10 protein-coding genes are annotated in these 12,913 nt (G+C 64.2%); 9 read left to right on the top strand and 1 reads right to left on the bottom strand.

Translation table 11 applies throughout. From position 1 onward, the window contains the following. Positions 1-181 precede the first annotated feature (181 nt). On the bottom strand, positions 182-1,198 hold the full coding sequence (locus L4923_RS21670) for a helix-turn-helix domain-containing protein (RefSeq protein ID WP_239368999.1): 1,017 nt from the start codon (positions 1,196-1,198) through the stop codon (positions 182-184). A 138-nt stretch (positions 1,199-1,336) separates the two neighbouring features. On the opposite strand from L4923_RS21670, the gene L4923_RS21665 reads away from it, so the two are divergent. From L4923_RS21665 to nirB, 9 genes are all read left to right on the top strand, one after another. After that, positions 1,337-2,197, top strand: coding sequence for a sugar phosphate isomerase/epimerase family protein (locus L4923_RS21665; protein ID WP_239368997.1), 861 nt, complete (start codon positions 1,337-1,339; stop codon positions 2,195-2,197). Then, a complete protein-coding gene (locus L4923_RS21660) occupies positions 2,194-3,705 on the top strand; it encodes a sugar ABC transporter ATP-binding protein (protein WP_239368995.1) in 1,512 nt (503 codons plus the stop codon). The genes L4923_RS21665 and L4923_RS21660 overlap by 4 nt, the downstream gene beginning before the upstream one ends. Next, positions 3,702-4,679 carry an ABC transporter permease gene (locus L4923_RS21655; RefSeq protein ID WP_239368993.1) on the top strand — a complete coding sequence of 326 codons (978 nt, stop codon included), beginning with the start codon at positions 3,702-3,704 and terminating at the stop codon, positions 4,677-4,679. The genes L4923_RS21660 and L4923_RS21655 overlap by 4 nt, the downstream gene beginning before the upstream one ends. Beyond that, positions 4,676-5,653 (top strand): ABC transporter permease, encoded by a 978-nt coding sequence (locus tag L4923_RS21650; protein ID WP_239368991.1) that lies wholly within the window; start codon positions 4,676-4,678, stop codon positions 5,651-5,653. The genes L4923_RS21655 and L4923_RS21650 overlap by 4 nt, the downstream gene beginning before the upstream one ends. Positions 5,654-5,701: 48 nt before the next feature. Beyond that, entirely contained in the window at positions 5,702-6,832 is a 1,131-nt protein-coding gene (locus L4923_RS21645) for a substrate-binding domain-containing protein (protein WP_239368989.1), read from the top strand. 145 nt (positions 6,833-6,977) lie between these two features. After that, a complete protein-coding gene (locus L4923_RS21640; RefSeq protein WP_239368987.1) occupies positions 6,978-7,580 on the top strand; it encodes an ANTAR domain-containing response regulator in 603 nt (200 codons plus the stop codon). Continuing rightward, positions 7,577-8,815, top strand: coding sequence for a CmpA/NrtA family ABC transporter substrate-binding protein (locus tag L4923_RS21635; RefSeq protein WP_239368985.1), 1,239 nt, complete (start codon positions 7,577-7,579; stop codon positions 8,813-8,815). Before L4923_RS21640 ends, L4923_RS21635 begins: the two co-directional genes overlap by 4 nt. A gap of 334 nt (positions 8,816-9,149) precedes the next feature. Then, on the top strand, positions 9,150-10,445 hold the full coding sequence (locus L4923_RS21630; RefSeq protein WP_239368983.1) for an MFS transporter: 1,296 nt from the start codon (positions 9,150-9,152) through the stop codon (positions 10,443-10,445). Positions 10,446-10,460: 15 nt separating this feature from the next. Continuing rightward, positions 10,461-12,911: a nitrite reductase large subunit NirB gene (gene nirB, locus L4923_RS21625; protein WP_239368981.1), complete on the top strand. Its 2,451-nt coding sequence runs from the start codon at positions 10,461-10,463 to the stop codon at positions 12,909-12,911. Positions 12,912-12,913: the final 2 nt, after the last annotated feature.

Here is a 12,913-nt window from a genome sequence, read left to right as displayed (position 1 = left end):
ATGCCTCCTTGTTGCGACTAATTCTCATTTGCATTCGAGCTTTGATGCAAATGAGAATTGTTTGCAATAAGAATCTGAACGACACGGCTTGATGAAGGCGAATTTTAGCTGCCGGTTGCGCGCTCTTGCAGGGTATTGCCCCGATACCCAGTCCTGAGCAGCACGCGCTTGGCAGCGGTCGTCATCGGGAGCTGCTGGGAGAGGCGCCGTAGCGTTTCTTGAAGGCGTTCGAGAAATATTGGCTCGAATTGAAGCCGCAGGTCAGCGCGATCTCCGTCACGCTGTTTCTTTCCGGCTCGCGCAGCATGCTGGATGCCTTCTCAAGTCTCAGATGCTGCAGATATTGGCGCGGCGCCATGTTGGTGAGCTTCTTGCAATAGTCGGAAAAGCGGGTGCGCGAGAGCCCGCATTCCTCGGCCATGCCTTCGAGCGACCAATCCTCATCCAGCGCGTAGGCGAGACGGCGCAGGAAGATCGCAACCGTGTGCTGCGAGGTGGACAGGTCCGGATCGAGGGTCGGCGCCTGTTCGCCCATCCGGTCGATCAGGTTGAGCATCATGGCGTTGATCGCCACCTTCAGCCGCGTCTCGCCGTCCTCCGGGCTGCGGTCGAGCAGGATCGAAGGGATGGCCTCGAAGGCGCGGCAAAGCTCGACACCGCCGTCCCAGACAGGCTGGTTGTTCTGTGTCAGGATATCGCCAAGCCGGGTAGCCTCGGCCTTGGAGAAGACGAGCCAGTCGGGCCAATCGGGCGTCTCGCTCGGCCGCCGCAGGCCGGCGTCGAGGATGATCCACAGCAGTCGGCTCGGGCCGACATTGGGGCTGCCGATCGCGTGGAGCTGCCAGGGACGAATGACGATGAACTGACCCTGCTTGAGCGCATAGGTCTTGTCGTCGACGACGAGATCGAGGCTGCCTCGCGCGAGATAGGCGATCTTGAAGCCTTCGTTGCAATGCCGGCCGAGTCCCCAGGATTGGCGATGGCGCGCATCCCAGAAGCCGACGGTGCGGATGCCCGGCAGGCGCTCGCCGAGAGAGATGCCGGGATAGCTGCCGCGCGTCCAGGCATGCAGTTCGACTTCGCCTTTCCTGGCGGCGGCCTGCAATTCCTTGCAGTTGTCCGCATACATGACCGAGTCTGGCTGCCGGAACACAGAGGGCCTGCAATCGCCCGGTGAGATCACCGCATGTCTGTTCACTTCGCGCCTCCCAACACAAAATGACTTAAGAAATTTACCACTGTTGTTGTCCGCAAGAATTGCCGAGTCAAGCCTGCCATTGTGTCTTGCGTCGCGGCAGCCTGAAGGGGAGGGGTTGCACGGCGAGGGAGAACATTCTTGAAAGTCGCATTCAATCTGCTCGTCATCGGTGCCGACATCGGCCCACAGCACGCGCGCCAGCTCGAAAGGCTGAAGGCGCTCGGCTATGACGCAGTGGAGGTTCCGGTCTTCTCCGGCAAGGCGGAACATTACGCGGCGCTCGGGCGGCTTCTCGCCGATATCGGCCTGACGGCGGGTGCCGCCGCGGTTGCGACGCCGGAGGCCAATCCCGTCAGCCCCGATGCGACTGTCCGTGCCAGGGCACGCGACCATCATCGCTGGATCGTCGATTGCACGGCTGCCATGGGTGGTGAGATCATTGCCGGGCCGATCCATTCGCCCGTCGGCGTCTTCACCGGCTTGGGGCCGACCGACGCGGAGTTCGACCGTTGCGTGGAAGCGATGCGGGCCATGGCTGAATATGCTGCTCCTGCCGGCGTCCGCATTTCGGCGGAAGCCGTCAACCGCTTCGAATGCTACATGATGTCGACCATCGCCCAGGCATCGGCCATCTTCCGCGCGGTCGACCACTCCAACTACGGCTACATGTTCGACACATTCCACGCCAACATCGAGGAGAAGGATCCGCCGGCCACCTACGAGCGCTACCACGGCGAGATCAACCATTTCCATGTCTCCGAAAACGACCGTGGCGTACCCGGTTCCGGCCACGTGCCCTTTGCCGCGCATTTCGATGCGCTGCGCCGCTGTGGCTACGATGGCTGGCTGACCGTGGAATCCTTCGGCCGCGCGCTGCCGGAGCTCGCCGGCGCGACGCGTGTCTGGCGTGATCTCTTCGACGATCTCGACAGTCTCTTTGCAGAGAGCGTCGCCTTCATCCGCCGTGAATGGGCGGCAGCGGGAGAGCGGCTGGCATGACCGCTGCCCTCAGCATGTCCGGCATCAGCAAGGCCTTCCCGGGCGTGCGCGCACTGGACAATGTCGATTTCGACTGCCTGCCCGGCGAGGTCCATGCGATCTGCGGCGAGAACGGCGCCGGCAAGTCGACATTGATGAAGATCCTCGGCGGCAGCTACCGGCCGGATGCCGGCACCATCCAGCTTGCCGGAACCACCGTGCATTTCACCCATCCCCGGCAGGCGGCGGAAGCCGGTATCTCGATCATCCATCAGGAATTGAGCCTGCTGCCGCACAGGACCGTGGCGGAGAACATCTTCATGGGCCGCGAGATTGCGCGGCGCGGCCTGCTGGACAAGGCTGCGATGCGGCGCAAAGCAGCGCAACTCCTCGGCCGCATCGGCGCGGAGATCGATCCGCAGGCGCTGGTCTCCTCGCTCTCCATCGCCATGCAGCAGCTCGTCGAGATCGCCAAGGCGCTGCTCCTCGATGCGCGCATCATCGTCATGGACGAGCCCACGGCGGCGCTGGACGAGCGGGGCAGCCGCACGCTCCTGACGCTGGTGCAGAACCTTCGCCGCGAAGGCGTTTCGATCGTCTACATCTCCCATCGCATGCCGGAGGTCATGGCGATCGCCGACCGCATCACCATCCTCAAGGACGGAAAGAAGGTCTGGACGCGCCCGCGCGACGCCGCTCCCGTCGGCGAGATCGTGCGCGCGATGGTTGGCCGCGATCTCGACGACTTCTATCCCGCCCCGCCATCGTCCCCGCCCGGCGCGGCTCTGCTTGCTGTCCAGGATGGAACGAATGCCGCGGTGCAGGATGTCGCCTTTACCGTCCGCGCGGGCGAGATCGTCGGCGTGGCGGGACTCGAAGATTCGGGCAAGGGCGCGCTGGCGCAAGCGCTGGTCGGCGATGCGCCGTTTTCCAGCGGCACGATCACGCTGCGTGGCAAGCCCGTCACCTTGCGCGCGCCCCGGCAGGCGACGGCTGCCGGGATCGGCTACTTGCCGGGCGACCGCAAGCGCGAAGGGCTCGCGCTGCACCAGTCCGTGCGGGACAACGCGCTGCTGACGCTGCGCTCCATGGCCGGTCTTTTGGCGCGGCCGCAAGGCGGCGCCTTCGCATCAAACGTCATCGACGGGAAGCTGCGCGAGATGGATGTGCGCGCCGCGGATTTCGGTCAGGAGATCGGCACGCTTTCGGGTGGAAACCAGCAGAAGGCGATCATCGTGCGCTGGCTGGCACAGGCGTCCGACATCCTTGTCTTCGTCGAGCCGACGCGCGGCATCGACATCGCGGCCAAGGCGGCGATCTACGAGACGATGCGCAGTTTTGCGGATTCCGGCCGCGGCATCGTCGTCGTCTCTTCCGACATGCCCGAATTGATCGGCGTCGCCGACCGCATCCTGGTCATGCATCGGGGCCGCATCTCCGGCGAGCTGCCGAGAGGAGCGAGCGAGGAGGACATCATGCATCTGGCCCTCGGTCTTGCGGACCAGCCGCACCGCGAGGTCCATGCATGACGACGGACGCCGCAAAGCCTGGACCGGCGCGATCGGGCCTGCCTATCTCGATCCTGCTTGCCGGGCTCTCCATCGGATTTTTCGTCGTGGTTGCGCTGGCCACCGGCGAAGTCTCGCAACTGAGCGGGCAGGGCATCGTCGGCCTGCTCCAGCGCATGGTGGCTTTGGGGCTGGTGTCGATCGGCCAGACTTTCGTGATCCTTGTCGGCTCGATCGATCTTTCGGTTGCCGCGCTCATCAGCGCCGTCGCCGTGCTCGCCTCGCATATCATGCAGGGTGATCCCGCAATGATCCTGCCGGCCATTCTTATTTGCCTCGGCCTCTGCCTTGCGGTCGGCCTCGTCAACGGCGCGCTCGTTGCCTATGGCGGCATCAATCCGCTGATCGCGACGCTCGGCACCGGCCTCATCATCCAGGGCGTGCTAGCCGCATCATTCGGTGTTCTTCAGGGCGCCGTGGCGCGCGAGTTCCAGGTCATCGCCTATGGTGGGCTGCTGGGCGTCCCCTATTCCCTTCTGCTCCTGGCTGTTCTGTCACTCGCGGCCGGCTTCGTGCTCGACCGCACGCTGTTCGGCGCGCGTATCTATGCGGTCGGCGGCAATCCCGACGGCGCAAGGCTCGCCGGCATCCGGACAGAAAGGGTCACCCTGTCGGCCCATGTCGTCGCCAGTCTGTTTGCCGGTGCGTCGGGGCTCTATCTGGCCGCGCGGCTGCAATCCGGCACACCATGGATCGGCCGCGATGGGATCTATGACCTTGAATCCATCGCCGTCACGGTCATCGGGGGCACGATCCTTGCCGGCGGCAAGGGCGGCGTTGCTGGCACGCTTGCCGGCGTCCTGCTGTTCGCGAGCCTCGATGCCGGCTTCAACATGCTCGGCGTCGATGCCTTCCTGAAGCAGGTGCTGCGCGGCGCCATCGTGATCGCCGCCGTCGCTGTGCACGCGATTCGCACGAAGGAGCATGTCGCATGACGACCGTTCCGCTCCCTTCGTCCCGTCGCGCCGCGGGCATCGCGCTCAACGCCGGCCTGGTGATCTTCGTCGTGCTCTATGCGGCCATTGCCCTGCTTCAGCCCAACTATCTCGAGCCCGGCCTTTTCATGAATTTCCTGCGGCGGGCCGCGCCGCTGCTCATCCTCGCCTGCGGGCAGCTCTACGTCATCCTGACGGGCGGCTTCGATCTCTCGATGGGTGCCGTGGCGACCCTGGTGGTGTTGGCCGCATCGATCCTGATCAATGGCGATCCGGACGCCACCTGGGCGGTCATCGGCACGCTCTACGTCATGGGCATCGCCGTTGGCCTCGTGAACGGTCTCGTCGTTGCCTTCCTCAAGGTGCCCTCGATCATCACCACGCTCGGCACCATGCTGCTCGTCAATGGGCTGGCGCTGGCCTGGTCTGGTGGCGCGGCGCGCGGTGACCTGCCGGACAATTTCCGCAATCTTGGCCGGCTCGTCTGGCGTGGCGTTCCCGTTATCGGCACGCTGCCGCTGGCTGTCGTCGTCATCGCCGGCTTCGTAGCGCTCGCCTGGTGGGGCCTGAACGGCACCGTCTACGGCAAGCGGGCGCTGGCTGTCGGCGACAATCCGCGAGCGGCTGAACTGGCCGGCACGCCGGTTGCCGTGACACGCATCCTCGCCTTCGTGGTTTCGGCAGTCTCCGCCGTCACGGCCGGTATCCTGCTCGGCGGTTTTTCTGGTGTCTCGGTCAATGCCGGGGAAGGGCTGGAGCTGCAGGCGATCGCTGCCTGCGTCATCGGCGGCGCGCAACTGCTCGGTGGGCGCGGTTCCATCTGGAGCGCTGTCTTCGGGGCACTCAGCCTTTTCGCGCTCTTCACCTTGCTCAACATCCTGGGACTGCCGCAGGCCCTGCGCGACAGCATCCAGGGGTTGATCCTGATCGCTGCGGTCGGCGCCAGCATGTGGCGCAGCCGCAAGCGGAACTGAACTTTCAACAGCAACCGCCGGGGCAACCGGCTTCGTGGAGGAGGAAAAATGAAACTCAGGACAATTCTGGCGGCGAGCGTCGCGCTCTCATTTGCCGGCCAGGCGCTGGCGCAGGACTTCAACGATCCGGCCGAGTTCAAGAAGCAGCGCGAGCAGCTCTCGATGAAGCCGCAGGGGCCGGAAGGCCAGCCCTGGGCGCAGCATCTCGGCGATGGCATGGTCGACACGGCGAAATACAAGAAGGACGGCCAGGTCACGATCTGTTTCTCCAACGCCGGCGTCTTCAATCCCTGGCGCGTCGTTGGGCTCAACAACCTCAACGCCGAGGCCGAACTGCATAAGGACCGCCTCAAGGAACTGATCGTCGTCGACGCCGAAGGAAAGGACGACAAGCAGATCTCCGACATCGAAGCGCTGGTCAGCGGCGGCAAATGCGATGCGCTGATCGTCTCCCCCAACACGACGGCGGCGCTCACCCCGGCGGTCGAGGCGGCCTGCGGCAAGCTTCCGGTCATCGTCTTCGACCGCGGCGTCAACACGCAGTGCCCGGTGACCTACATCCATCCGGTGGGCGGCTATGGCTTCGGCATCACCTCCGGCGAGTTCATCGCCAGCAAGCTGCAAAAGGGCGCCAATGTGCTGGCGCTGCGCATCATGCCGGGCGTCGACGTGCTGGAAACCCGCTATTCGGCGGCCAAGAACATCTTCGACGAAGCCGGCATCAAGGTCGTCGGTTCTGAGTTCACCGGCAGCGATCGGGCCAAGACCAAATCCATCGTCGAGGACTACATCAACCGCGGCGAGAAGATCGATGCGGTCTGGATGGACGCCGGCGACACCGCGACGGCAGCGCTGGAAGCCTTCGAGGATGCCGGCCTTCCTTATCCGGTGATCAGCGGCGAGGATCAGCAAGACTTCCTGCGCAAATGGCAGTCTGAAAAGCTGACGGCGATCGGCCCTTCCTACCCGACCTATCAGTGGCGCACAGCCATCATCGCGGCACTCGACGTGCTGGACGGCAAGCAGGTCCCCGGCCCTGAATGGGTGCTGCCGCAGCCGGCGATTACCGAAGACGTGCTGGCCAAATATGTCGACGAGCGCATGCCGCCGCTGCATTACAGCCTTTGCGGCTGCCAGGAACTGCCGGGTTATCCGGAACGCTGGGGCGGCAAGAAATAACCAGGCTGCGGCCAACGATCCCGGCGTTGCGATCCCGCAATTCGCAACGCCGGGGTTCTCCTGCGATGTCTTGCCCGACGAAGCTTGCGTAACCAACTGCTTCTATTTCTGTTGCATTGCAGCAAATGCAGGGCAAAAGTGCAGCATGCTTTCCAGCGCGCTCCGCATCCTTGTCATCGATGAGAACCGCATCCGTGCGGCGATCATCGAAGCTGGATTGCGCGAGGCCGGCCATATGGAAGTGACGCTGGTCGATGACGTAACCGGCATCGCCGCCCGCATCGCGGCGTTGCAGCCAGACGTGATCGTCATCGATATCGAGAATCCCAATCGCGACATGCTGGAAAACATGTTCCAGCTCTCGCGTGCGGTGAAGCGGCCCATCGCCATGTTCGTCGACCGCTCCGACACCGCCTCGATCGAGGCGGCGGTGGATGCTGGCGTTTCGGCCTATGTCGTCGACGGCCTGAAGAAGGAGCGGGTCAAGCCGATCCTCGACATGGCGATCAGCCGGTTCAACGCGTTTTCGCGCATGGAGCGCGAACTCGAGGAAGCGCGCACGGAGCTGGAAAGCCGCAAGACGGTCGAGCGCGCCAAAGGCATCCTCATGAAATCGCGCGGACTCTCCGAGCAGGAGGCCTACGCTCTGCTGCGCAAGACCGCGATGAACCAGAATCGCAGGATCGGGGACGTGGCGCAGAGCCTGGTCACCGCTGCCGGCCTGCTGGGTGCTGGAGACGATCAATGAGCCAGGCCCATCAGATATCCGCCGGCTTCCTGCCATTGCTCGACAGCGCCTTGCTGGTTGTCGCGCGCGAGCTGGGCTTCGCGGCCGACGAAGGCGTCGCTCTCGCTCTCACCCGCGAGAATTCCTGGGCCAGCATCCGCGATCGCCTCGCCGTCGGGCATTTCAACGTCGCGCATATGCTGGCGCCGATGCCGATCGCCTGCAATCTCGGCCTGACGCCGCTCGCGGCCCGCACCATCGCGCCGATGGCGCTCGGTCTCGGCGGCAATGCCGTCACGGTTTCGCGCGCGCTGTGGGAGGAGATGCTGGCGCAAGGGGCATCGCCGGATCTGGACCCCCGTTCCACCGGGAAGGCGCTGGCGGCCGTCGTGGCGCGCCGGACGGCCGCTGGCGATGTGCCGCTGCGCTTCGGCGTCGTCCATCCGCATTCCGGCCATAACTACGAATTGCGCTACTGGCTGGCGGCCAGCGGTGTGGATCCTGAACGCGATATCGAGATTGTCATCGTGCCGCCCTCCTTCATGGCCGACGCGCTCGGCGCCAGGCGCATCGACGGTTATTGCGTCGGCGAACCCTGGAACACGGCGGCGGTGGCGAAAGGGGTCGGCCGCATCGTTACCACCAAGGCCGGGATATGGCGCTCCAGCCCGGAAAAGGTGCTGGGTGTCGCGGCAGAGTGGGGGGAGGCCGAGCCCAAGGCATTGTCGGCGCTGTTGCGGGCGCTCTACCGCGCCGCCGTATGGTGCGGCGACAGCGACAACCATGGCGAGCTGGCGGAGTTGATGGCAGGACCCGCCTATGTAGACTGCCCTGTCGAATGGCTGAAGCCGGCGCTTGGCGGATTGATCCGGACCGGCGATGGTGGCGAGGTCGCGACAGCGGACTTCTTCGTGCCGCATGCCAAGGCTGCCACCTTCCCGTGGAAGAGCCATGCGCTCTGGTTCTACAGCCAGATGGTGCGCTGGGGGCAGGTCGAGGCGAATCCGGCCAACGAAACGATCGCGCGTGAAACCTATCGTCCCGATCTCTACCGGCAGGCTCTGGGCGATCTCGGCGTGGCGCTGCCGGGTGCCAATGCCAAGGTCGAAGGCGCGCTGGTCATGGAGACGCCGGTCGGTTCGGCCGGCGCCAGCCTCGTGCTCGGACCGGACGGTTTCTTCGACGGACAGGTGTTCGATCCAGAGCATGTCGACGGCTATATCCGGCACCAACTGGCTGCCAGGTTGAAAGCATAGGCAATTTTCGCGCTGCATTATTTTTGTGCAGTGCGATATGTCGTCTGCCGGAAGTTTTGCCAGCGCTGACTGACGCCGATTCAGGCCGAAAACGCTGAATGGTATTGTTTCCATTGCATAAAACGCCGCCAGCCAAAACTGGCACGCATCCTGCATCGTAACAAACGGGGCCCGGGGCTGGGCCACGAAATCTGCGTCCAATGATGGGCGCACCAGGCAAGGCTGCCGTTCAGGTCACCACGCGATCCCGGATGTACGGACGCGGGGCGACCTGTTCGGCAGCCTTTTTGTTTTCAGCCGCGCAACGGCTTTGGAGCCGAATACGGAGCGAACAATGGGCGTATCTTCACGACAGGGCCGGGATCCGGCAGCCACGCATGCGCTAACCCTATCCACGCTGTCGTTCACGGTGTGCTTTGCCGTGTGGACGATCTTTTCGATCATCGGCATCCGCATCAAGCAGGATCTCGGGCTCTCCGAGACCGAGTTCGGCCTGCTTGTCGGCACGCCGATCCTGTCGGGCTCGCTTGTCCGGATCGTGCTCGGCGTGTGGACCGATCGTTTCGGCGGCCGCCTGGTTTACACGGCCACCATGCTGGCGGCTGCACTCGCTACCTTCCTGCTGGCTTTCGCGCAAACCTATCCGCAGATGCTGATTGCGGCTCTCGGCGTCGGCCTGGCAGGTGGGTCCTTCGCCGTCGGTGTTGCCTATGTCTCGCGCTTCTTCCCTGCCGAAAAGCAGGGCACCGCGCTCGGCATCTTCGGCGTCGGCAATGTCGGCGCCGCGGTTACGAAGTTCCTGGCGCCCTTCGTCATGCTGGCGCTGGGATGGCAGGATGTGGCGATCATCTGGGCGTGTGTGCTCGGCTTCATGGCTTGCATCTTCTGGTTCACGACCGAGGATGATCCGGTGATCCGTCAACGCCGCATTGCCGGCGCCGGCCAGCCGCGCAGCTTCCTTTCCGAATTCTCACCGTTGAAGGACATCCGCGTCTGGCGCTTCGCGCTTTACTATTTCTTCGTCTTCGGCGGCTTCGTCGCACTGGCGCTCTGGCTGCCGCGCTACCTGATCGGTGTCTATGGCTTCGACATCGCTACGGCCGGTATGGTCGGGGCGGCCTATTCGATCCCCGCCTCGATCTTCCGCGCCTATGGCGGCGTGCTGTCGGACAGGATCGGCGCGCGTATGGTGCTCTACTGGACCTTCGCCGTCTCGGCAGTATGCTGCGCGGTGCTGGCCTTGCCGGCAGCCGATTTCACGGTGCGCGGCATCAGCGGCCCGGTTTCCTTCCATTTCGAGATTGGTTGGGTCGCCTTCATCGCCGTGGCCTTCGTGCTCGGTTTCTTCATGGCCGTTGGCAAGGCCGCGGTCTACAAGCACATCCCCGTCTACTATCCCCACAATGTCGGCGCCGTCGGTGGCCTTGTCGGCATGATCGGCGGCCTCGGCGGCTTTTTCCTGCCGATTGCCTTCGGCGCACTCAACGACCTGACCGATGTCTGGTCGAGCTGCTTCATGCTGCTCTTCGTTATCGTCGCCGCCTGCCTTGGCTGGATGCATCTCGCCATCCTGCGCATGGAGCAGGCCCGTGCACTGGCCGAGCAGGCCGCCGTCACCCCAGCCGAATAACGAAGGCCAGGAACCATGACAGAGAAACTCGTCATCATCGGCAACGGCATGGCCCCGGGGCGCATGCTGGAGCACCTGCTCGAAGCCGCGCCCGATCGCTACCGGATCACAATCTTCAACGCCGAGCCGCGCGTGAACTACGACCGCATCATGCTGTCGCCGGTCCTGTCGGGCGAGAAGGCGTATGAGGAAATCGTCATCCACGGCGATGGCTGGTACATCAAGCACGGCATCATGCTCTACAAGGGCCACAAGATCGTCGCCATCGATCGGGAAGCCCGCACGGTCACGTCCGACAAGGGCGTGACGGAGCCCTACGACAAGCTGGTCATCGCCACCGGTTCGGTGCCTTTCATCATCCCTGTGCCGGGCAAGGAGTTGCCGGGTGTGCTTTCCTATCGCGATCTCGACGATGTCGGCGCGATGCTTCTCGCCGCCCAGTCACGCGACAGGGCGGTGGTGATCGGCGGTGGCCTGCTCGGGCTGGAAGCAGCAGCCGGCCTCAAGGAACGCGGCATGGATGTCACCGTGCTGCATGTCATGCCCACGCTGATGGAACGTCAACTCGACCCGGCCGCCGGCTACCTGCTGCAGAAGCAGTTGGAGGCGCGCGGCATCACGGTCAGGACCAAGGCAAACACCAGGCAGATCGTCGGCGACGGCAAGGTGCAGGGCGTCGAACTCGACACCGGCGAAATCATCCCGGCCACGCTGGTGGTGATGGCTGTCGGCATCCGGCCGAATGTCGGCCTCGCCAAAGAGGCAGGGCTCGAGGTCAATCGCGGCATCATCACCGACGACCGCATGCAGACCTCCGATCCCGATATCTTCGCGCTCGGCGAATGCGTCGAGGTGGATGGTCGCGTCTACGGCCTTGTCGCGCCGCTCTATGAAATGGCCAAGGTGATGGCGGCCAAGCTTGCCGGTGCCGGCGACAGGCGCTTCGTGCATTCCGACACGCCGACCAAGCTCAAGGTCACCGGCATCGACCTCTATTCGATCGGCGATTTCGCCGATGGCGAGGACCGCGAGGAGATCATCCTGCGCGATGCCGCGGCGGGCATCTACAAACGCGTGATCCTGCAGGACAACCGGATCATCGGCACCGTGCTTTTCGGCGAGACGGCGGACGGCGCCTGGTTCAACGATCTGAAGAAGAAAGAAGTCGACATCTCGGAGATGCGCGACACGCTGATCTTCGGGCAGGCGTTCCAGGGAGGCGCTTCGGCGGACCCTCTGGCGGCCGTTGCGGCCCTGGCGGATGATGCGGAAATCTGCGGCTGCAACGGCGTCTGCAAGGGAAAGATCGTTTCCACGATCACGGAAAAAGGCCTTACATCGCTGGACGACGTACGCGCCCATACCAAGGCTTCGGCCTCGTGCGGCTCCTGTACCGGCCTGGTCGAAAAGGTCATGGCGCTCACGCTGGGCGATTCCTACAATCCGGCCTCGGTGCAGCCGATGTGCACCTGCACCGAGCTCGGCCATGACGAGGTGCGCCGGCTGATCAAGGCGAAAGGCCTGAAGACAATCCCTGCGGTCATGCAGGAGCTGGAGTGGAAGACCTCCTGCGGCTGCGCCAAATGCCGGCCGGCGCTCAACTATTATCTCGTTGCCGGCTGGCCGGGCGACTATGCCGACGACTACCAGTCCCGCTTCATCAACGAACGCGTCCACGCCAACATCCAAAAGGATGGCACCTATTCGGTGGTGCCGCGCATGTGGGGCGGGGTCACTTCGGCGGCAGAGCTGCGCGCCATTGCCGATGTGGTCGACAAGTTCGCCATTCCCACGGTGAAAGTCACCGGCGGCCAGCGCATCGACATGCTGGGCATCAGGAAAGAAGACCTGCCGGCGGTGTGGGCCGACCTTGGCCAGGCCGGCTTCGTCTCGGGTCATGCCTATGCCAAGGGGCTGCGCACGGTGAAGACCTGTGTCGGCACCGACTGGTGCCGCTTCGGTACGCAGGATTCGACCGGCCTCGGCATCCGCATCGAGAAGTTCATGTGGGGTTCGTGGACGCCGGCCAAGGTCAAGATGGCGGTCTCCGGCTGTCCGCGCAATTGCGCCGAAGCGACCTGCAAGGATGTCGGCGTGATCTGCGTGGACTCCGGCTACGAGATCCACTTCGCGGGTGCTGCCGGCCTCGACATCAAGGGCACCGAGGTCCTCGGCCTGGTCCGCACGGAGGACGAGGCGCTGGAGGCGATCGTGGCGCTTGTCCAGATGTACCGCGAACAGGCGCGCTATCTCGAGCGCATCTACAAATGGGCAAAACGCGTCGGCCTCGACGAGATCCGCCGCCAGATCATGGCCGATCCCGATCGCCGGAAGGCCTATTTCGAACGCTTCGTCTTCAGCCAGAAATTCGCGCAGGTCGACCCGTGGTCCGAGCGCGTCTCCGGCAAGGACAAGCACGAGTTTCAGCCGATGGCCGAGACGGATTTCCGGGTTGCTGCGGAGTGAGC

The organism is Terribium retamae, assembly GCF_022347545.1.
Classification (GTDB): Bacteria; Pseudomonadota; Alphaproteobacteria; order Rhizobiales; family Rhizobiaceae; genus Mesorhizobium; species Mesorhizobium retamae.
The sequence above is the reverse complement of the archived record's forward strand: the minus strand, read 5'-3'. Positions and strand labels throughout refer to the sequence as shown.

Bases quoted from the DNA above. Each gene is read 5' to 3' on its own strand.
- L4923_RS21660 (WP_239368995.1), top strand. From the start codon at position 2,194: ATGACCGCTGCCCTCAGCATGTCCGGCATCAGCAAGGCCTTCCCGGGC.
- L4923_RS21655 (WP_239368993.1), top strand. From the start codon at position 3,702: ATGACGACGGACGCCGCAAAGCCTGGACCGGCGCGATCGGGCCTGCCT.
- L4923_RS21650 (WP_239368991.1), top strand. From the start codon at position 4,676: ATGACGACCGTTCCGCTCCCTTCGTCCCGTCGCGCCGCGGGCATCGCG.
- L4923_RS21645 (WP_239368989.1), top strand. From the start codon at position 5,702: ATGAAACTCAGGACAATTCTGGCGGCGAGCGTCGCGCTCTCATTTGCC.
- L4923_RS21640 (WP_239368987.1), top strand. From the start codon at position 6,978: ATGCTTTCCAGCGCGCTCCGCATCCTTGTCATCGATGAGAACCGCATC.
- L4923_RS21635 (WP_239368985.1), top strand. From the start codon at position 7,577: ATGAGCCAGGCCCATCAGATATCCGCCGGCTTCCTGCCATTGCTCGAC.
- L4923_RS21630 (WP_239368983.1), top strand. From the start codon at position 9,150: ATGGGCGTATCTTCACGACAGGGCCGGGATCCGGCAGCCACGCATGCG.
- nirB (WP_239368981.1), top strand. From the start codon at position 10,461: ATGACAGAGAAACTCGTCATCATCGGCAACGGCATGGCCCCGGGGCGC.